Origin of the sequence: Lentibacillus kapialis, from assembly GCF_014646635.1 — a bacterium.
Classification (GTDB): Bacteria; Bacillota; Bacilli; order Bacillales; family Amphibacillaceae; genus Lentibacillus; species Lentibacillus kapialis.
Genome location: NZ_BMNQ01000061.1, coordinates 1 through 20,939 on the forward strand (window position 1 = coordinate 1; position 20,939 = coordinate 20,939).

The 20,939-nt window shown below is 42.4% G+C and carries 23 protein-coding genes; 9 read left to right on the top strand and 14 right to left on the bottom strand.

The features are described 5' to 3' along the window. Nucleotides 1-336 precede the first annotated feature (336 nt). A complete protein-coding gene (locus tag IEW67_RS15090) occupies nt 337-1,098 on the bottom strand; it encodes a MerR family transcriptional regulator (protein WP_229671886.1) in 762 nt (253 codons plus the stop codon). A gap of 230 nt (nt 1,099-1,328) precedes the next feature. Between IEW67_RS15090 and IEW67_RS15095 the strand changes: the two genes are divergently transcribed. Next, entirely contained in the window at nt 1,329-1,505 is a 177-nt protein-coding gene (locus tag IEW67_RS15095; protein ID WP_188633917.1) for a hypothetical protein, read from the top strand. A 353-nt stretch (nt 1,506-1,858) separates the two neighbouring features. Here IEW67_RS15095 and IEW67_RS15100 read toward each other — a convergent pair whose 3' ends face one another. Continuing rightward, nucleotides 1,859-3,106 (bottom strand): glutamate-5-semialdehyde dehydrogenase, encoded by a 1,248-nt coding sequence (locus tag IEW67_RS15100; RefSeq protein ID WP_188633918.1) that lies wholly within the window; start codon nt 3,104-3,106, stop codon nt 1,859-1,861. Then, nucleotides 3,103-4,227, bottom strand: a complete 1,125-nt coding sequence (proB, locus tag IEW67_RS15105) for a glutamate 5-kinase (protein WP_188633919.1) — start codon at nt 4,225-4,227, stop codon at nt 3,103-3,105. The genes IEW67_RS15100 and proB overlap by 4 nt, the downstream gene beginning before the upstream one ends. Before the next feature lie 609 nt (nt 4,228-4,836). Here proB and IEW67_RS15110 point away from each other — a divergent pair. The 3 genes from IEW67_RS15110 to IEW67_RS15120 all read left to right on the top strand — a co-directional run bounded on the left by IEW67_RS15110 (nt 4,837) and on the right by IEW67_RS15120 (nt 6,072). Continuing rightward, nucleotides 4,837-4,992 (top strand): hypothetical protein, encoded by a 156-nt coding sequence (locus tag IEW67_RS15110; protein ID WP_188633920.1) that lies wholly within the window; start codon nt 4,837-4,839, stop codon nt 4,990-4,992. A gap of 207 nt (nt 4,993-5,199) precedes the next feature. Next, nucleotides 5,200-5,421: a hypothetical protein gene (locus tag IEW67_RS15115; protein ID WP_229671884.1), complete on the top strand. Its 222-nt coding sequence runs from the start codon at nt 5,200-5,202 to the stop codon at nt 5,419-5,421. A 93-nt stretch (nt 5,422-5,514) separates the two neighbouring features. After that, nucleotides 5,515-6,072: an RNase H family protein gene (locus IEW67_RS15120; RefSeq protein WP_188633921.1), complete on the top strand. Its 558-nt coding sequence runs from the start codon at nt 5,515-5,517 to the stop codon at nt 6,070-6,072. Between the two features lie 280 nt (nt 6,073-6,352). Here the strand turns inward: IEW67_RS15120 and IEW67_RS15125 are convergent, their stop codons facing one another. The 10 genes from IEW67_RS15125 to IEW67_RS15170 form a co-directional block, all read right to left on the bottom strand. Then, nucleotides 6,353-7,006, bottom strand: a complete 654-nt coding sequence (locus IEW67_RS15125; protein WP_188633922.1) for a YrrS family protein — start codon at nt 7,004-7,006, stop codon at nt 6,353-6,355. Nucleotides 7,007-7,485: 479 nt separating this feature from the next. Further along, nucleotides 7,486-8,160 carry a uracil-DNA glycosylase gene (locus IEW67_RS15130; RefSeq protein ID WP_188633923.1) on the bottom strand — a complete coding sequence of 225 codons (675 nt, stop codon included), beginning with the start codon at nt 8,158-8,160 and terminating at the stop codon, nt 7,486-7,488. 71 nt (nt 8,161-8,231) lie between these two features. Then, on the bottom strand, nt 8,232-9,014 hold the full coding sequence (locus IEW67_RS15135; protein ID WP_188633924.1) for a serine hydrolase: 783 nt from the start codon (nt 9,012-9,014) through the stop codon (nt 8,232-8,234). A 68-nt stretch (nt 9,015-9,082) separates the two neighbouring features. After that, nucleotides 9,083-10,306: a DUF4129 domain-containing protein gene (locus tag IEW67_RS15140; RefSeq protein ID WP_188633925.1), complete on the bottom strand. Its 1,224-nt coding sequence runs from the start codon at nt 10,304-10,306 to the stop codon at nt 9,083-9,085. Then, entirely contained in the window at nt 10,299-11,486 is a 1,188-nt protein-coding gene (locus tag IEW67_RS15145) for a DUF58 domain-containing protein (RefSeq protein ID WP_188633926.1), read from the bottom strand. The genes IEW67_RS15140 and IEW67_RS15145 overlap by 8 nt, the downstream gene beginning before the upstream one ends. 2 nt (nt 11,487-11,488) lie before the next feature. Beyond that, nucleotides 11,489-12,436 (bottom strand): AAA family ATPase, encoded by a 948-nt coding sequence (locus IEW67_RS15150; protein ID WP_188633927.1) that lies wholly within the window; start codon nt 12,434-12,436, stop codon nt 11,489-11,491. 531 nt (nt 12,437-12,967) lie between these two features. After that, on the bottom strand, nt 12,968-13,228 hold the full coding sequence (locus tag IEW67_RS15155; RefSeq protein WP_188633928.1) for a hypothetical protein: 261 nt from the start codon (nt 13,226-13,228) through the stop codon (nt 12,968-12,970). A 63-nt stretch (nt 13,229-13,291) separates the two neighbouring features. Next, on the bottom strand, nt 13,292-13,936 hold the full coding sequence (locus IEW67_RS15160) for a VC0807 family protein (protein ID WP_188633929.1): 645 nt from the start codon (nt 13,934-13,936) through the stop codon (nt 13,292-13,294). A gap of 197 nt (nt 13,937-14,133) precedes the next feature. Then, the gene (locus IEW67_RS15165; RefSeq protein ID WP_188633930.1) at nt 14,134-14,505 is read right to left on the bottom strand and encodes a hypothetical protein; all 372 of its coding nucleotides are present in this window, start codon (nt 14,503-14,505) and stop codon (nt 14,134-14,136) included. A 434-nt stretch (nt 14,506-14,939) separates the two neighbouring features. Continuing rightward, nucleotides 14,940-15,290, bottom strand: a complete 351-nt coding sequence (locus tag IEW67_RS15170) for a hypothetical protein (protein WP_188633938.1) — start codon at nt 15,288-15,290, stop codon at nt 14,940-14,942. A 345-nt stretch (nt 15,291-15,635) separates the two neighbouring features. On the opposite strand from IEW67_RS15170, the gene IEW67_RS15175 reads away from it, so the two are divergent. The 5 genes from IEW67_RS15175 (at nt 15,636) to IEW67_RS15195 (ending at nt 20,101) form a co-directional block, all read left to right on the top strand. Then, the gene (locus IEW67_RS15175; protein WP_188633931.1) at nt 15,636-16,304 is read left to right on the top strand and encodes a response regulator transcription factor; all 669 of its coding nucleotides are present in this window, start codon (nt 15,636-15,638) and stop codon (nt 16,302-16,304) included. Beyond that, nucleotides 16,301-17,665 (top strand): sensor histidine kinase, encoded by a 1,365-nt coding sequence (locus IEW67_RS15180; protein WP_188633932.1) that lies wholly within the window; start codon nt 16,301-16,303, stop codon nt 17,663-17,665. Before IEW67_RS15175 ends, IEW67_RS15180 begins: the two co-directional genes overlap by 4 nt. Nucleotides 17,666-17,749: 84 nt before the next feature. Beyond that, nucleotides 17,750-18,658 carry an ABC transporter ATP-binding protein gene (locus tag IEW67_RS15185; protein ID WP_188633933.1) on the top strand — a complete coding sequence of 303 codons (909 nt, stop codon included), beginning with the start codon at nt 17,750-17,752 and terminating at the stop codon, nt 18,656-18,658. After that, nucleotides 18,655-19,365 (top strand): ABC transporter permease, encoded by a 711-nt coding sequence (locus IEW67_RS15190; RefSeq protein ID WP_188633934.1) that lies wholly within the window; start codon nt 18,655-18,657, stop codon nt 19,363-19,365. The genes IEW67_RS15185 and IEW67_RS15190 overlap by 4 nt, the downstream gene beginning before the upstream one ends. Before the next feature lies 1 nt (nt 19,366). Further along, nucleotides 19,367-20,101: an ABC transporter permease gene (locus tag IEW67_RS15195; protein WP_188633935.1), complete on the top strand. Its 735-nt coding sequence runs from the start codon at nt 19,367-19,369 to the stop codon at nt 20,099-20,101. A 120-nt stretch (nt 20,102-20,221) separates the two neighbouring features. Here the strand turns inward: IEW67_RS15195 and IEW67_RS15200 are convergent. Beyond that, nucleotides 20,222-20,939, bottom strand: a 718-nt coding sequence (locus IEW67_RS15200) for a group II intron maturase-specific domain-containing protein (protein ID WP_308430741.1), incomplete at its 5' end; no start/stop codon positions are given.

Consider the following 20,939-nt stretch of genomic DNA (forward strand, 5'->3'; position numbering starts at 1 on the left):
ATTTGACGGCGATAATGTCGCTTAGAGGGCGAAAATGGAATTTCGACAAAAGCACTGTCATACAAGGGTTTCAGGCATTAATAAACACCCCGAATCCCTTGGTATGTGGGGTGCGAAACTCGAGTTCATATTTTTCAGTTGCATGTAATCCTGTCTTCCCGTGTACAGGGTGTTCTATTAGTGGAAACAATACCGATAACTTATGATTGGTTCGCTAATAATTACCATATATCGAATCCTTTGGTGGCAATTGCGTATAATTGCAGAATAAATCACCCTATTTCCCTAATATCTCTGAGATGTCAGCAGGGAGAAAGATTTTTTCCGTCTCTCTTCTCAATGCCCTTCTCCCCCTATAATTTGATCGGTTATCCGCCCTTCCTCTTCAAGGAGATCCCGCCATTCATAATAATCAGAGGGATCATCCATCGCATCAATGTCTATTCCTTCAAAGGCTTTTTCAATGTAAGAAGTCTTGTATTTCTTTTTGTATTGCATCAGTTCTTCATAAACTTCACTTAAACGTTCTTCAGGTGTTTGACGTAATCGCTTCTTCTCTTGATAGAGATATTGCATCTTAATGCAGTACACTGGGTCCTTCCAAAGATCTACCGCATGGTTTGGAATCTTATTATGAGAAGACGTATCCACATGTTCCAGCCCCTGTTTCATATATTTGTTCAGTGTCACGTTTGACACACCTAAAAGCTCTGCTGCTTGTTTTGGTTTAATCAAATAGTCCTCCCGATAGTCGAATACAATATCTTTACCACTAATTTGATAATACCAGTCCTCTAAATCCAGCTTGAGCTTTCCAAATTCCAAATCACTGGTTGGCATGCCAAGCAACATCAGACGCTTCAACCATTCAAGTAACGCCATACGATTTTTGTCCGATAAAACGTATTGCTCATTGAAATGAATGTAGGTCGTATCAAAGGTAATTTCCTTTAGGCGATCCTTAAAAGCTCCTAACATGATGACGATAATTTGGCTTAACACATAACTTGTCTCTTTTTCAATCTTTGGTTTACTTTGTAACTTGTAGGCATTTTCAATGTCTTTTTCTGTTTCTTCAAATATCGTCGCAGTCATCATTTTCACCTCTCTCACCTCCATTATAGCTTTACTGTTAATTAAAAGTCAATTTTAATTAATTAATGATTTGATTAAAATCATTAACCATTATTCCCGATCATAGAAAAAACATACGTGTATCTTTCTCTTGTTAAGCTATATGCGAGAGACAGGAAAGGAAGACTAACAAAGGTGTCTTGGAAGCATATGAACCGTCTTGATGCTTTTCCTTATATGGTGTACTAAGCATCATGAAATCGGCACTTCGCCTGCCAAAAGCCGATCTAATGCGGGAAATATCCAAACAGCTCGGATACAACCGCACCAGTAATTATACGGAGAAGTATGTCCAGGAAGCTATCGATTTCAACATTGAAAAAGGATGGCTTACAGAAGATGATGAAGGAAATATTGAGTTGAAAGCGTAATTGATTGGAGAAGCCTTAAACAGCGTGTTTAGGGCTCTTTTTTGTTTTAATATTCCAAGCAAAATTGGCGCAAGTCTTATTCTCTCCCTTGCGCCTTCTCGTTCGCGGAACGAGGTGACAGGTCCGTTGTCCCGCGAATAAGGACAAAGACCTGTCACCGTCATTGGGGTAGCCTCAGACATAAAAATAGACAGGAAATATATTAATAAAGACCGAATAGTGATCAAACATCAAACGGCCCCAGATCATAAACAAAAGAATGGTTATATAACGTTAACAATCCGCATGGTTATCGTTCGTCCTCACTTAAGGGCCGATACAACGTTATCTGGTACAAAAGAAGCTTAGGAGATTTAGCCTTTAATCTGCCCTTCACCGCGGATTATATATTTGGTTGACGTTAATGCGGATAACCCCATCGGACCGCGGGCATGTAATTTTTGCGTGCTGATGCCGATTTCAGCACCAAATCCGAATTCAAAACCGTCTGTAAAACGTGTTGAGGCGTTGTGATAAAGGGCGGCGGCATCCACATTGTTAAAGAATTCCAGAACGTTCTTGTCCGATTCCGTAATAATGGCCTCTGAATGGTTTGTGCCGTATTGGTTGATGTGTGCGATGGCATCCTGTGCATTTGCAACAACTTTGACGGCTAAGATGTTATCCAGGTATTCGGTTTCCCAGTCTTCTTCTGTTGCCGGCACAAGACTTCCGGTGATTTCCTGTGCTCTGTCATCTGCCCGCAGTTCAACATCATGATTTTCAAGGGCCTTAACGAGTTCAGGCAAATGTTTTTTCGCCCACGCTTCATGGACAATGACCGTTTCTGCGGCATTACAGACTGATGGGCGCTGTGTTTTGGCATTGACGGTTATATCAATCGCCATTTGTGCGTTTGCAGTTTCGTCAATAAAGATGTGACAATTTCCCGAACCTGTTTCCAATACCGGAACGGACGACTGTTCCACAACGGATTGAATGAGGTTTTGTCCGCCGCGCGGAATCAGAACGTCTAGATAGGCATTCAGCTTGAACATGTCAGCGGCTGTTTCTCTGCTGTTATCCTCAAGCAGCTGCACAGCATCCTCAGGAATATCCGATTGTTCGAGCGCTCGGTGAATTACGTTTACAAGCGCCTTATTGGAATGAAGGGCTGAGGAGCTGCCTCTTAGAAGGACCGCATTTCCTGTTTTCAAGCAAAGACTTGCGGCATCCACCGTCACATTAGGCCTTGCCTCATATATCATTCCAATCACACCAAGGGGAACCCTGACTTTTTCGATATTAATGCCATTGGGACGGTCCCATGATTCCAATACATCACCGATAGGATCACTTAGGGCAGCCTGTTGTTTAAGCGCATCCGCCATATCATGAATGCGTTGTTCGTTTAATACAAGACGATCGATCAAGGTCTCCTGAAAACCATTTTGTTTGGCGCCTACGATGTCCTTTTCATTTTCGTTAATGATAAAATTCGTTTCATTTATGAGTTGTTCAGCCATCACATGCAATGCAGTGTTCTTTTGGTTTGTGGTTTTAATCCCGAGTTCCTGAGCAGACGTCTTTGCCTTTTGTGCTTTGGTGATTAATTCGCTCACAATATCTCCTCCTCTAACGATAGTACCAATCGATCACGATGAATCGCTTCCGGGTGGTTTCGTTCCGTTTTTACCATGGCTTCCCCGCTTGAGAGTCCCTTGATTGTATTTAAATCCGAAGACGAATAATTTACCTGCCCTTTTCCTATGACTGTTTTGCTGGCGTTGATGATTTCGACCACATCGCCTATGTCAAAGCGGCCTGCAAATGCTTTGATTCCCGCCGGCAGCAGACTTTTTCCGTTCGACATAAGCGCCCGTTCGGCCCCTTCATCGATTTCAATTTTTCCCGAAACAGGCGAGTGAAACGCGATCCATTGTTTTGGCTTTTTTAAATTATGGGTCTTGCTGTCACCAATATAAGTGCCATCGCCTTCCCCGTTCAATATATGCATGAGTTTTTCCTGTCCGGTACCGGTTCCGACAAATGCGGGGACGCCGAGTGACAGGGCCGTTTGTGCAGCTGACAGTTTCGATGTCATGCCGCCTGTTCCGACCTTGGAACCCGCATCGTTTTTCGTATGATTAAAAAGGTCCTCTGTAATGGCAGGCAAAAAGTCGTAACGCTTTGCTGTGCGGTTTATCCGCGGATTGCTCTCATACAGTCCATTAATATCCGTCAGCATGATCAAAAAATCGGCATGGACAAGACCACTGACCAGTGCAGACAGCATATCATTGTCTCCGAAAGTCAATTCATCAACGGCAACCGAATCATTTTCATTTATAATCGGCAAAACCGACTGCTTTAAAAGTCCTGTCAGCGTACTGTAAGCATTCCCGTATTGTGCTTGATTCCCAAAATTATTTCGCGTTAACAGCAATTGCGCGGCAATGATGCCATGAGCCTTTAAAGCCTCTGTGTAAGCCTGCACTAACAATCCCTGTCCCACTGCCGCTGCCGCTTGTTTGCCAGCGAGTGTAACAGGGCGGGACGGATAACCAAGCTCGCTAAATCCAGCCGCAACAGCTCCCGAAGAAATCAGGACTACTTCATAGCCTTGTTCTTTCAGATATACCAAAGCCTCTGCATGTTCGTTCAGTTTGCTTTCACTGAGGCCTCCGTTTTTATTGGTCAACAAACTGCTGCCGATTTTCACCACAATTCGCTTTTTTGCCATAAGATCATACCTCTCTTCTACAACTTAGAAAAACTCGGCATTCGCCTCGTCTTATAGCGAATGCCGAAGATTTTCTTATAAGGTCATCCATAATTTATACTTTCTGACGTTATAAAAAAGACCCTTTTTCATCCTTCGCACACTGCTGCAAAGGACGGAAAAAGAGTCTATGCTCCGCGGTACCACCTTTTTTGGCATCACAAGATATGATGCCCTCTCTTCCCCGTAACGCAGGAAAACGGCTGGGTTACGCCCCCAACAGCTCAAAGGGTAGGTTCGATAGCCTGAAAAACGCTGGAATCTTTCAGCCGGTGGATTCCACTCTCTTTCGTTCCATGTACTATTTACTGACCCCTGTCAACACCGAATCTTACATTAATTTAAGCTTTATTATGCGTCACTTGAACGGGAATGTCAAGTGCCTGTCACTTCCCGGATTTTGTCAATAAATGTCGAATGGAAGTTTCACATCAAAAGGACTGCTAAAAAACAGTTCCTTCCGTTGTCACTTTCAACCATCAAACTGTTGACTTATTCAACGAACTGATATAACCTTTTATAAGGGTGTGATAAATGCCCTGCCCTCTTTCAGAAAGGGGGGGGATAATAGTGAACGAGATCGGGCTTCTAACGGCTGTCGTTAGTTTTACTGCGGCAATTGTTGGTTTAGTTACTGCAATTGTAACGACGTATCGGGATTTACGCAGCCGAAAAGAAAAGAATCCAACTCCGCACCAATCGGAGAAGGATTCAAACAACACATAAGGAACTGGGGGATTCTTTTCCCCTTCCTTATCCACTATTATATGTTTATCATACCCTTGCCATGCCAAACTTGTCAAGGAGTTGATCCGGTGCTTACAGCGACTATTGCTATTTCCATCATGTCCATGATCATCAGCCTGTCGATATTTGTGATTTTGTACAAAACACGTTGGAAGAAAAACAATTGATGTAACTGAGGTGCCTTACATGACGTCAAAAAAGCCAGTGCAATACTATGGACTGAAGGAGTTTGCTGAATTTGCCAAAGAAGAAGGCCTCGAATACAGCACACGGCAGCTTTCCGTATACAAAGGAAGGGATAAGCTGCCTGAGCCGACAGTCATGATTGGAGACAAAGCCGGTTGGACCAAAGACCAAATCGATAACTGGCTTAAGCAGATCAAACCGGAAAAGGGACGACAAAACTAGCTTGAAAGTGAAGCGTCGCCCCCCCCTTTTCCTTTCCGATATTTTTCATTCGTTTTTGATTGCCTTTTCTATTTCGTCATTCGGGAGATAATTATGAGACAAAAAAACCACCAAAAATCTGTACCGGCCTTGCCTGACTTTTGGAAGAGGTCAAAGGAAACAGTCAAAAAAGAACACAAGGATTGGATTTACAATCAATATTTCAGCCGGGAAGTTTTAACGATTTATTGTGACGGATCGATAAATGAACAAAACCGAATGGCAGCTGGTTTCTGCTATGTTTACAATGGAACCGTGACAAAGAAATATCAATTGATTAACGGCACCAGGGATTGTTCACTATCCGTATTCACTGAGATAACAGCCATCATTAATGCCCTGAAAAAATTCCGTCAAAATGTCAGAGGTAGTTATTCAGACGTGTTAATTTTTAGTGATCTGGATTATATTGATGGTATCTTAACACAGCAGTCCTCATTCAAAAGTTCTTGCCTGAAAAAAGTGCAGAACGACTTGATTTTCACCTTTAAAGAAACATCTCTCAAATACCCAAACATTATCATAGACATCGCATCACTAACTAAGGATCAAAAGCGGCACAACCCTTTCTTAAAAACCGCTCATAATGCTGCAAGAGAGTTGATTACATAAGTTTGTGTCCGCGGTCAGGCATCATCTTCTTACAAATAAACTGCCACTTAACCTGATCGATCTGTCTCAGAAAATAGCACCCACCTTTTCCTTCCATTCTTTGTTTGCTCGCATCTGGAAATTCTGATAGCGCGGAATCCGGGAGCTAACCCAATTGTACTGCAAAATGCGCAATATGTGCCTGGAAATGTGCGAACCATCCAGTAAAGAAAATAAGCCGTATCATGACGACGTGATACGGCTCCTATATGTCTATTTCCCCTGAGGCTGTATTTGCCCTTTACCGGTTTTGTTTATCAACACTTGTTACTTTCCAGCCCTTTTGATCAACCCACTGAAGATTGACGACATACATCCAGCTTTCTTCATCACTAGGGCTAACTTTGGCGACTGATTTTTGCGGGCCTCCTCCGCTTTCCAGACGCCAAAGAGTCATGCTATCATCAAGTCCTGTCGCCATTTGAATCGCCTTTATTTTTTCATTCCAGTCGACGGAACCTTTTTCATAACTGGAAGTATGTTCGCCAGTCTGATCAGTACCAATGGGTTCGTCTGCTCCGTCTGTATTCGCTTCGTTTTCATCTTGTTGAGTGTCATCTTTTTCCTGATCATCTTTCTCGTTTTTATCTTCTTGGGATTTATGGTCATCCTGGTCCTGGTCCTGGTTCTTGTTCTTTTTCTGATCAGAGTGTGCTGTTTCAGACTTTTCGTCAGAATTTTCTTCTTCTGTGATTTTAACATCTTCATCCTGACCATTTGATTCGCTTTCTTTAGCGGCACTGCTGTTTTGCTGATCTTCGGCTGTGTCGTTGTCACCACTGAATAGCATGTTCCCGCCAATAATTAGTATGAGGATAAAGACAACGCCGATAAGGGAATTAAGGATAATATTTTGCTTATTTTTCTTTCTGCGCATGTCACTTCGGGTGTTCATAGTAATCTCCTTTCCAAAACCCCAAATGGAATATTTCAAGCTTACATGAAGAATGATAGTGCATGTTCAAAAAGGAGGATAACAAGGACCGAGAAGTTCGAGGCGGCGCAGTTTCGAGCAGCGGAATGTATGCATTTAGATACATGAACCGCGGAAAAACAAGCCAACGAAGAAATTGGAAGTGTCCTTGTGCCGGACTTTTTGAACAACGCCTTATAGAGAATGTTAACTGTCCATTCCCACATACTATATGCTTCAAACAGCCGTTCAAGAAATAGACTTATTGTCAAGCTGGTCTTGTCCCTATTAGAAAAACGCGACATTCCCCGTCTTATAGTGAGTGCCACAGCTTTTTTCACAAGGCCATCCATAATATATACATTCTGTTGTTACAAAAAATGCTGTACAATTCAGCAGTCATTTCACACGTTTAAAATGGACTTACACATATAGTTCATTCGTACCTCCCAGCATTTTTATTAGGGTTGCATCTGCAGGCGCCAATCAATTGACGAACGTCCTGCTTCTTCCAAAAATGCGTTGGCGCGTGAAAAAGGCCGACTGCCAAAGAATCCTTTATGTGCAGAAAATGGGCTCGGGTGCGGCGATTTAATAATTAGATGATGCTGTCCAATGAATGACTCCTTTGCCTGGGCATGACGTCCCCAGAGCATGAACACGACCGGATCCTGTTTAGCATTCACTTGCCGGATCACTTCATTTGTAAAGTATTCCCATCCTTGTCCTCTATGGGAAGCCGGCTTGCCTGCTCTTACTGTCAAAACCGTGTTTAACAAAAGGACCCCTTGTTTCGCCCAGTCCACCAAGTACCCATGATTGGGACTTTCAATACCAAGATCATCGTACAGCTCTTTATAAATATTTTTTAACGAAGGCGGTATGGTGACTTCCGGTTGAACGGAGAAGCTAAGTCCATGTGCCTGATTGGGGCCATGATACGGATCTTGTCCGAGTATGACCACTTTGGTATTTTCATAGCCTGTATAATGCAGTGCATTAAAAATATCATACATGTTCGGGTAGACCGTTGAAGTGCCATATTCCTGTTTTAAAAACGAACGCAGCTCCTGATAATAGTCTTTTTCAAACTCACCTGCCATGACCGGTGCCCAGTCATTCGTTAATATAGTCAAAATTTCAGCTCCCAACATCCTGATAGAATCATATCAATTATCATATCACGCAATAGGCGAACTGAAAATTGTTACTTGCTCAAATAAGCTATAACCGCTTTGCCGATACGAGCGATGATCTGTTGTGCTGCGACATGGTCACGGATGCCATCCATCAGGACAGCCGCAAAAATCGTTCTGTCCTGATACTGAAAAATACCGGTGTCATGCTCAGCATCCGAAAGCTCGCCGGTTTTATTGGCTATCATAATAGCATTCTTGGTATGATAGCCAGGCAGTTTGGAGGTCAGTTGCTGCCGGTCCATGATGGTCATGATACGATTGGCAGACTCCTCGCTTAACAGTCGTGGAGATGCGATTTCTTCAAGAAAACGGACCATATCACCCGCTGTTGTCACATTTTCCAGACCCTGTTCGGCAGCTTCCATGTCCATAAACAGGCGTTGAATTTCCGTATCATGGCAGTGCAGTTCCCGGCAAAGTCTGTTCACGTGTTCGATTCCAACCCGCTTAATCGCGATGTTGGCAGCGGTATTATCCGACACAATAATCATCAGTGTCAATACATCAAGAAACGTCATGGAAACATTCTCGGACAAAGCCTGTAATACACCAGAACCACCGACTTTCGTATCAGCAGGGATGTCCAAAGACTCGGACAGCTTTAAATTACCACATTCAGCCTGTCGGAACGCTTCCATGATGATCGGGATTTTAATGACACTTGCTGCAGGCATGGTCATATTGGCATGGACATTGATAGAATATTCGTCTTCTTTAATAACCAGACCGATTGGAGACGCAACATCGGATATGAGCTTATGTATGTCAGTTTCGAATTGATGTTGATTCATGGAATCCCCCTTGTATCTTCTTCCACCTTTCAGTAGAGCGCTTTACTGTAAAATCTATCGAGAAGCAGCTAACGTTCATTTTTCATTCTGTGTATAAGATTCTCAAGCAGGTCATTAATACGATGCTGTTCTTCTTCTGTTATATTTTTCTCGCCGTATCTCACTTTTTGATATATATCAAGATGTGAGGGGCTGCATTTTAAACGATAGAGCCATTCCTCGATTGTCTCTGATGACTGCCTGCCCCACCCTTTTGTGTTAGCTAATTGCTCAAACTTGAATACTTTTTTCCTAACAGGTTCATGGGGACTGGTGATTGACTGCTTATTCAAAAAAGTACGGTTTCTGTCCGGGTTAGACTTAATGGGAGTTATCGAGACAGCTTCAAGGCCGCTCTTACTTTGGTCTGCCTGATTATCAGCAGCAAATTTTATTCTGGACAAATAAATGCCCAAAAATGTCATAATCGCTGTTAATCCCAAAGAGATAGTCCACCCATTAATGAGATCCATACCGCCTGAATTATGATTGTCTGTATCTTTTTGCCCATTCGGCCGGTCAATGCTTCCCCCTAATTTGTTTGCGGCTTCCTTAACCGCTTCCCCGTCAACCATATCTTTCAAAGAACGAAAATCAATACCCAACTTGTCAGCGATACTAGCCATTCCGAACACTGTGTATTCAAAAAAGGCGCCAATACCGGAGAATACAGCTGCTGTCAGGTTGATGATGAAAGGATAGATACCATAAATGACACCGCCGCCGATTAAAAGCAAAAGGACAAAAGCACCGAATGTCATAGTCGTTCTAACCGGCATGCTGTTCGTTTCCCCATTGATGACCAAACGGTACCAGTAAGCACATAGCATCATCACCATCTGAAAAGCAGCCAGCCAGATCAGATTGGAATGATTAAAAAACATGACTCCAATTAAGAGCATAAGCATCGTTAACATCAAAACGGCAACTTGATTATCAGAGAAGCCATTTCGATTAAAATGCACGTGTCGCCACGTCATAAATCCAATCCATAATAATGCGATCACATTCGGGTAGTTAAATACATCATACATCACATAGAACATTATCATGACAGCAGGTATATAAACGATATAATTTTGAATGATCCACAAGCCTGTATCACATAAAAGGATGCAAAGTCCCGTTATAAACAAATAACTCCAAAATGGAATCGGATATTGTGTCATGGCAAAAATCGGAATGAGTAAAAATAAGAACAGCACGGATTCGGAGTACAATCGGGTATACCTCATGATACAATCATTAACCATACATACCACGTCCTTTTACAATCGGTTTTAGATGAAAGTCTTCGGTATGATACACATAATGCCCCTGTTTGTTTAGCTTATTTAAAATACCATCATCGGTTTCATTGTAATCACCAATCAGGATGATCGTACGCGGCTGCGCACATAATCGAAGCAACCGGTGAAACGTATACTGAATCGGATGAATCATGTAACCGCCTCCAATTCGAGTCAACAAATTCAGTATACGTTTTAATTGATTTATATCGCAGCCACTTTGCAGATGAAACGAACCATACTCATTTACATAAATTTCGACTTCATAGCCGCTTTGAATAAGAACTTTGCTGATGAATGCTGCTTCGGATAAAATCTTTTCCAGATATGGACTGGTATATAAATTACCTAATCGACTCTTTTCTGCAATGTTAATGATAATCGTCCAAATCACGTAATGATTTCGATCATATATCTTTGTCTGCAGTTTTTGCATTTTAGCACTTGCCTTCCAGTGAATCCTGTGAAAGGGGTCAGAAGTGACATAATCCCTTGTTCCTGACGGCTGCAGTATATCTTCATATGGTGAATGTATTGTTATTGTCCGGCCCGGGGTTTGATTTCGGCTATGCTTAACAGGTGCTACCGGTTGATAATTCGGATAAACAATGCACTCATAATGCTTTGAATCCTGGTATCTAAGCGTAAAATAGTCAAAGTTTAACAGATGGGGAAATGTCAGTTGAATATGTTTGATTTGTCCGTGTCCCCGCTTGACAGCCTTAAATGGGATACATATGGATACGTTGCTTTTTCCCGGAATTGAAACAGGAACCCGGTATTCGCTATACCCTTTCCGCGCAGTATACAAATAGTCATCATTGACGACATGGTCTTTCGCTGAAAATGACAGATAGCCATTGAGATAGGGAATGATTGAATGGTTGCTTATAGTCCAGTTCAGTTCCATCGATTCACCCTGAAATACGTTGATGGACTCATACGACAAATTCAAGGTCAAGTCCCGGCCAATCTCACGGTTATACCATTTCAAACCGATTAGATAAACACATGCGATTCCGATAAATACAAAAGAAAATGAACGTTCAAGGTACACACTGGCGGCAATCAACAACAAAAGCAGCACCAGAATAATATCGTGTTCATAGTTTTTATTGACAATCATGTCCTTTCGCCATTGCATTATCATGTGACCCTCGCTTCTACAGGTACCTCGACAGACTGAATCACTTCCCGGGTAACCTCTGATACCTCACGACGAATAGAACTGTCCATCGTTAGTATAATGCGATGTTCAAAGATATATTGAGCAATCGATTTGATATCCTGAGGCCTGACAAAATCATATCCATCCATGAATGCTCGTGCTTGCCCGGCCCGGAGTAACGCCAGAGCAGCACGGGAGCTCACCCCAAGTTCAATCCCCTGGTGTTCCCTGGTTTTACTGACAAGCCGTAATAAATAATCCATAACAACTTCGGACACAACCACCTGATGGATTTCCTGCTGCAATGAGGCAATTATCTCCGTTGACAAAATGGGGGTTATGTCATCAATTGGATTACCTATACGCTGCTTCCATAACATCTCTTTTTCCTGCTCAAACGTCGGGTAATCCATTGGTATTTTCATCATGAAGCGATCCAGTTGTGCTTGAGGCAACGGAAACGTTCCCTGGTTTGACTCAATTGGATTTTGGGTTGCAATAACGAAAAAAGGTGACGGGATTTTAACCGTTGTTCCGTCAATAGTGGTTTGCTGCTCTTCCATCACTTCCAGCAGGCTGGCCTGTGTTCTCGGTGTTGCGCGGTTGATTTCATCAGCCAACAAAATGTTTGTTTCGACAGGGCCTGTTAACAATTCAAATTCCTGTGTTTTCGGATTGAAGAATCTGACGCCGGTCACATCACTGGGAAGGACATCAGGTGTAAATTGAATCCGGCTGAATTGACCGTCAATTACCCTCACGACTGTTTTGGCTAATTTTGTCTTGCCTGATCCGGGCACACTTTCCAGTATGACATGGCCTTTAGCGAGCAGTGCTGTAAATAACAAGTCAACAACATCTGGCTGGCCAATAATGATTTGATTAACGGCTTCCTTGGCCTGTTCGAATTTTCGGAAATTATTCACAAAAACACCTCAATTTTAAGTGTCAAAGCACTAATAGCAGAGCTTGTCAGCTAAACAAGCCATAATGTTCATATAATTCCTTTACAGTAATTCTTTATATACCACGCATCCATAGCATTATTTTCTGAATTACCCAGTGCTTTTTCAAGTTGCCGGAATACGAATTAAAAGTAAAGATGATTAGCTGCCGGGAGTTTCTGCATTGTTACCAGATAGCAGTATGTCTGATATTCGCAAGCAAAATTAAGTGCTTCTTTCATCAGATGATTCGATAGCCCAAACCTTGAACTTTGGTTGTCTTTTTCTTCCATTTTTCAGATCTACATTAGATGATTCCCGCCCCTCAGTACAAACGATTGATGAATATACAAGACCTGGACTTATATCAAAAGCAGGTTCCGAGATTCCCGCCCATACTTCAGGCTTCGCGCCCATGTTTTGGATTTCGCGCCCATATTTTGGGTTTCACGCCCATGTTTCGGGTAAAACGTTAACTTTTCCTATTTTAGCAAAGCGGCTATTAAAACATTATTATTTGCCATAGTTTTTTATAAATATCTTTGATGTGATGTACGCAAATATTGCGGCAAGCAAAGCAAAAAGCAGTGAAGCGAGATAAGAGCTTCCTTTAATAACAACGTTGCTGGGTAGATTCTCGCTTTGGTTCCACGCGCTTGTTATATCCGGCATGTAAAAAGATGTCATTAAATAGCCGGAAATAATTTGAAATAGAAACTCAAATACCGAAAATAAAACGGCAAAACTGATGATAAATATAATATATTTTTTCATTTGAATTCCTCCACAAACGGATAAAATTTAGATCGTGCAACATTGTAAGGCGTTTTTCTTAGTTTAAAGCGGCTCCGTTTTTGCTCCGGATTTCCTCCGTTCAAGATACTTACTAATTGGAACACTTGTATAAAAATATGCAGCTGTAATCAACAATCCAAAAACCCAACCGCTTATTTGTCTGTAGATTAACATTTGATCATAACCGTCCACACCATATTTTTGCAACAGCCATGTTTTCAGTCCGGCCATGAATAGTCCGCGTATAATGAAAAAAATTTGTATCAATTGAAACCACTTAAAGATTCCTTTTTTATAATACAACTCCCTGCTTTCTTTCCTTGGCCAACCTTGGAGATAAACAAAATCAACAGCAAAATATAACGCAAGCGGTCGCATCAAAACCAGAGATATCAAATGCACCAATACATAAAACAACCCTAAATAAATCCCGTTCCATAGCATTTGTTCAGCTGAACCGGACAAAAGGTCGACTGTTGTACCAATCATGAGGGAGCCAAGCACAAAGAGCCCGGCAATGTTAAATTGACGCTCAATAATAAAACGATAAATAGTATAAATAAATCCGGGAACTGTTGATATAAGCATTGCCGGATAATCGCCCAGGATGTCCCTTCCGTATTTCCAAATCAAAAACGGCAATGCCGCATAGCAAATAATATCGAGAATAATCAGTTTTTTATTCATTTGTGTCACCTTTCTCCGCGCCATTTCCCCTATTGAATACAAACCAGTCATCTCAATCCTGCATCGCTGCTCAATTTGTATTATACAATATGACGTTACGTAAGATTCAAGGAAATTTCAATAAAATTTAACAGAACTTTATTGAAGAAAAAGGTATAAGGACTTATTAGCCTTTTTTGACCAGCCCTTAATAAGTCTTATTTAGGATCTATTGAAAATGTTTCCTCATTCCCTTCCCCCCATTCTATTGTCACTTGAATTGACGTTTCTGTATCCGTCACAGCACAACCTGAGCAGGAAGAAGGAATTTTAATAGTTCGCCCCTTGTGTTCGCTCTCATTCAGAACTACTTCACCATTATTTATAACGATTTTCAAATCCTCAACTACTTGGTCCTCTTGTGCCTTTTTAAATACAAAGACATATTCCCCATTTTCTGTTGAATTATCAATGTAAGCATTGTATTCGCCTCTCCAATTGTTACTCTCTCCATTGAACTTAATATCCTCCACACCACATCCAGATAAAAATAAGGCAGATAAAAGAAGAAGTAAAGGAACTTTTTTCAAACATTCACCCTCCACATGGTTTTAAATACACCCGTAAAGCGCCTTCATTGAAATGCCACACTATGTACGCCGATGGAAACAACCTGAAAACCTATAAATCACAAGATATCATTTTTAGACTTTTTAATTATATCATATTTCCCGATTGAAATCGTTTTCCCATTCAATAATTCTGTCCTTTATCTGCAGATTCCTTCAAAGTTTTGCAATATAAGGGGACATTAAAGCAATCTGGGATTGTCACGGAATGTGATTATCCTGAAGTTCATAACATTCATCCTACCTCCTGTGCCCGGCTGCTTATTTCCCTAAATGCCTCCATAAAATAATAATGGGCGCAATGCGTATTACGCGAAAGCGCCCTATTATGGCTGGTATTAAATTATTAAAATCATACGTGCTAGTCTATGTCATGCTTTACAATCAATCGTTATCTATTTACGCAGGGTCTCCATGAAGTTAAGAGTATTTAAGCCGAAGAATTTTAATGCTTTTTTTGATCCTTTAAGTCCGTGACCAGCTTCAAAATGTTTGAAAATGGCACCACAAAGAACAATGTTAATCATAATCGTTCCAATTCGAACAAATTTTCCTCCAAAGACAGACATAAATAAGAATATGGAGCCAATTAATTCAAAAAAGCCTGCAAGTATCATTGCGTTTCTGGATAAATTAAAACCGTTTTTAAATTGATGAGCCGCTTGGTCATCGTTTTTCACTTTAGGCAAACTGCTATTGAAAATTTCTTTGGCGACATAACCATTTGAAATATGTTTTAACATGATGACATTCACTCCTGATTGTTTTTAAGATTTTCTGGACGGTCTATTTTCACATTTAAACCGAAATATTTTTTAAGCTTTAGAAATATGGACGCTATCTTTGTTAAGGAAAAGCAGCCGTTTTACCTCATAACAATGTCAAAAGCTTTTTTCCATATAACATTATCGCATTGGCTGATGTATGTCAAAAGTTGTGACATCTGGCGCGTCATATTATTCCATTCATTAGCCCTTAAATCAGTTTGTACGCTAATACTCACCCTTGCGATCCTTATGAAAGCCATTGAAAACTTTTCATTTTAATCTAAAATAAAAGACATAATACTCCGTTTTGAAAGAAGGTCTACTATGGCTCGGATACTATATATAGAAGATGAAACAGATATCGGCGAATGGGTTACGCAGCGTCTGATGGAACAAGACCATGACGTCACCTGGCACACTTCCGGTGATAAAGTGGATCAACACATTCAACTATCGGACATCGTCATTTTAGATGTGATGCTGCCGGGATTGGACGGGTTTTCACTCGGGAGGCGGATTAAAAGGGATAAACCGGACATACCAATCCTGATGTTGTCTGCCCGTACGGCGGTAGAGGATAAATTAGAGGGGTTAGGCTTTGCGGATGATTATGTCACAAAACCGTTTCACCCGGACGAGCTTGCTGCACGTGTCGATGTACTGTTGCGGCGATTTGATAAACAGAATGAGCTTCTGCAATTAAAGCACTTGACCGTCGATACACAGGCTATGCACATCACCAATCGGGAATCGGGTGAAGAAATCCAATTGACCGGCAAGCAGTACCATATATTCCGTTATTTCCTGCGCCATTTAAATCAAATCTTAACGAAAGAGCAGCTGTATGAAGGTGTGTGGGATGAGCAATACATTGAAGGTGATAAGACATTAATGGTCCATATACGCCACTTAAGGGAAAAACTTGAAAAGAATCCGGCCAGTCCTGTAATTATTGAGACAATTCGCGGTATTGGATACAGGGTGAGAAAATGACGTTTTTCAGGTTTTTTAAATCACTGCAGGCAAAATATATGTTAATCATCCTCATCGCGCTCTTCGTCGTTCAATTCAGCCTGATCATATCAAGTTTTATTTTGTTTAATGCAGATGTTGGCAAACTGGAACGGGATTATGCAGGGGTAGAAGATAAATGGCATCAAGATGCCGGAGATATACAGGAGATTTCAAAGGAAACGGTTGTGGCCCTCTTCCGAAAATGGAAAGAAGCTTACCCGGAAGCTTCCATGTTTTGGGTAAACCATGATGGCCGGCTGTCAGCAGAACTTGATACAGGTAAGAATTTGCCTGAGGAATGGGATGCTGCTTATACAGCACAGTTCATTAAGAATCGGTATGACGGCAATCCATTCACTGTTGTTGCTTTTCTCGGTCAGAAAGACAATCGGGGTTTTATCGTTTTGGAAATGCCCCGAGCTGTCATGGATAACGCAACGAGTGACAGGACCTGGGTATATTTGGCCACATTTCTTGTTTTACTCTTTTTGTTTATGATCATATCCCTGTTTTTCTTCAGACAGATCCGCAAGCGGCTTTTGAATCTGCAGAAAGCGATGGCGTTAAGAGATATTGATAATTTGCCGGTATTGATTGAAATGAAAAAAGATGATGAAATCGGCCAGCTTGAAACAGCTTTTAACACCATGGTCAATGAACTACGTGAAAGCAGACAGCGGGAACAGCAAGAAGAACAGCTGAGACGTGAACTGATCGCCAATCTGTCACACGATTTGCGCACACCGTTAACCAAAATGCGGGCACAGATGGACACACTTACCGAAGAAGGAATGTCCGATGATGGTCAGCAGGCAGTTCAACGATTGGAAGAATCGATTAGCCGGGTCGACCGGCTGATGGAAAATCTGATGTCATACACCTTGCTGACGGCGAGCAAACTGAAATACCAGCCTGAAGAAACCGATGTGATTCGTCATGTGAGGACATCGCTTGCGTCCTGGTATCCGCTGTTCGAACAGGAAAACTTTGAAATCGAGGTTGATCTGAAACCTTTTGACCATACTCATTGGCTGATTGACCCGCTCTGGATGGACAGGGTTCTTGACAATCTGCTGCAAAACATCATCCGCTATGCCAAAGACGGCCGCTATATCGGTGTGACCACCGAGACAACCAGAGACCATGATGCTATTGTCATAACCGACCATGGGCCGGGCATTGAGCATAACCGAACCGAGAGAGGAGCCGGCATTGGATTGTCCATCGTAGACATGATGGTGCAGCAAATGGAACTGGATTGGGATATTGAGTCGGATGCACACGGGACTGCCGTTCGGATAAAAAAGCAAAAGAATCATGACGGAAATGATGGAATGTGAACTATCACTTTTTAAACAAAATTTAACCTTTGTTGAACCTGGATTTAAATCCTGGCATATATCCTTGTAGGAGAGGTGAAACAAATGGGATATGTGATACAGACAAATCATTTAGTAAAACAATTTGGCCAGGAAAAAGCGGTGGACAACATCAGCCTGGCCATACCTGAAGGGGAAGTGTATGGGTTTCTGGGCCCGAATGGAGCCGGGAAAACAACCACAATCCGGATGCTTCTTGGGCTGATGACATCGACATCCGGCTCCATTCATATCTTTAACCAGGATTTAAACAAGGAGCGGATCGACATTTTAAAGCATGTTGGTTCGCTAGTAGAAAATCCGTCATACTATCCGCATCTGACGGCCGAAGAGAACCTCGAGGTCTTCCGGAAAGTTTATGGCGTTCCCAAATCACGCATCAGGGAGGTCCTGGGAGTTGTCCGGCTAAGTGATGTCGCCGGCAAGAAGGTAAAGGCCTTCTCGCTTGGTATGAAACAGCGTCTCGGTATTGCCATTGCCTTGTTGCATCAGCCAAAGTTGCTGATTCTGGATGAGCCGACGAATGGACTTGACCCATCCGGCATTATTGAAATCCGCCATTTGATAAAACGACTGCCTGACGAATTTGGCATGACGGTTCTAATTTCAAGTCATCTGTTATCGGAGATCGATCAGATTGCGACATCGGTCGGGATTATTTCAGAAGGGAAAATGATTTTTCAGGATTCCATTGAAAACCTGCGTGAACACGCACAGCAAAACGTTGTCCTGCGTGTCAGTGACAGTATCGCAGCAAGTCAGGCACTCCTGGTCAGAGGCGTTGATGCAAAGAATCAAGATGGGCGCGTTTATCTGCATGAGAACTCAGATGATCACGTCTCACAAGCCATACGGATGCTTGTTCAGGATGGTTATGCGGTTTACCGCGCCGAAGAAGAAAAGCGCTCACTGGAAGATATCTTCCTGGCCATGACAAAGGGGCATGCGTCATGATTGGACAATTGCTCAGGTCGGATTTTTTGAAAATCAGGCGGAAAGGATTTTGGCTTTTAACAGTGATTGGCCCGCTCGGTGTCGTGTTCATGCAAACGGTTAACTACGGGGTTCGCAAAGATTATCTGCTAAAGCAGAGTGATGATAACTGGAGCTATTACCTGTCAAATGTGAATATGTTTACACCGCTTGCACTGGTGCTGGGCATTGTTATTTTAACATCGCTTATGGCGAGTGTGGAAAATGAAACGAACGCATGGAAGCAACTGATTGCCTTGCCGGTTTCCAAAATGACCGTTTACTTATCAAAATTCACCGTGCTTGCTGCGTTGTTGCTGGTGGCGTCACTTCTGCTGATGCTGTTCACACTCGGTTATGGGTATTATCTTGATTTAGGGACTGATATCCCATATATTGATGTAGTTAAATTCAGTTTTTACCCGTATATAGCTGCCCTGCCTGTCTTAGCCATTCATCTTTGGATCGCGCTGGTCAGCAAAAATCAGGGAGTACCGGTAACAACGGGTGTGATTGGAGTCATATTGACGTACATGTCCTATAACTTGCCGGACTGGCTGATCTGGAAGTGGCCAGCATTGATGAATGGCTGGGTCGAACCGCTCACCATCGTCTGGCTCGGGATTGGTTTTGGCGTGCTGTTATACCTGGCCGGCATGCTTGATTTTGTGCGAAGGGATGTGACGTAATATGTTTCTGTCAGTCCTGCAGTCGGAATGGTTTAAATTCAGGAAATCCGGGATGCTGCCTGTTTTATTTGTCGGACCAGCGATCGCCCTGATGACGGGCCTGATGAGCAATATCGCTGCCATGGAGACAGAGATGAACGCATGGTATCTGCTGCTGCAGTACATGATATTGCCGTATGCGCTCTTGTTCCTCCCTCTCATGGCAGGTGTTCTGTCAGGCCTGATTTGCCGGTATGAGCACCAGGCAGGTGGCTGGAAACAGTTTCTGTCCCTGCCGGTCACAAGAGGCAGCGTCTTCACAGTGAAATACCTGCTGTTGATAGCAACTGTCTTCGCTATTCAACTGTTGTTTCTCGGAGCGGTTTATCTGGCAGGTACTGTAAAAGAAATAGCGGACCCGTTTCCGATGATGATCATCTGGAAAAGTGTTCTGGGCGGCTGGATCGCGATATTTCCACTCGTAGCCCTGCAACTATGGATGTCGATGTTCTGGAAAAACTTTGCGGCACCATTTGCCGTCAATGTCATTTTCACACTGCCATCTATATTGGCAGTCAATTCCGAGACGTTCGGCCCTTATTATCCGTGGGGGCAGCCCTTTTTGATGATGTATACAGGCGGAGCGTCCGAAAGTGTGTTTTATGTGCCGTGGGATCAGGTATTGACAGTGGTCGGCGGCAGTCTGGTAGTCTTTTTTGCTGCCGGATGGACTTATTTTCAGCGCAAATCTGTCTAAAGTGGCAACATATGCCAAAAGCTTATTAGGGTCCTCGGGTCCTAATCGAGTAGGAGACTAACCATTATTTGGTTAGTCGTCCTCTCACACCACCGTACGTACGGTTCCGTATACGGCGGTTCAATAGTTTAAGTACGCACGCTTGTATAAATGGTTCAGGTCTTTAAGACCCCACTTCACAAGCGTTTTATTTTTAATTGCCTTGTGCAAGGTTTCGCTTAGCGAAACCCTCCAGTAACCTTTCCTGGTATTCGCAACCTTCCAAGCTTCCTCATCTTCAATCCCGAGCTTTTTCAGCCGGGTATATCTTGTTTTAATTTTCTTCCATCGCTTCCAAATCAACTGTCGTAATCGATGGTTTAACCATTGGGATATTGCTTTCATGAATCCTTTCATAAAGCTTATTCCGTAGTAATTGATCCATCCGACTGTGACCTGGTTGATTTCTTTCACGATTTGTTCAAACGTACCCGGGCGGTTTCGCTTCGTTAATGTTTTTAATTTGGCTTTAAATTTCTTTTTCGCGGATTTGTCTGGCCGGCATCTTACTTCTTTAGCTGTACTGTGTATACAAAATCCAAGAAATTTGATTTTAGTCGGGGAGCCGACATTACTTTTCTTACGATTCACTGTTAATTTCAAATCCGTTTCTAGAAATTTTGTAACACTGTCCAGCACACGGTGACCAGCACGTTCACTTTTGACGTAGATACAAAGTAGAGTAGAGAGCAGGCGCCGTATAGTTTCTTCGTCCTCGGGTTTCAGGGTTTTCCACCTTACTAAGCCAGACAAAGGAACTACCGATTTCCAGCTCCCCCTCGTCAAACCGTGCGTGAGG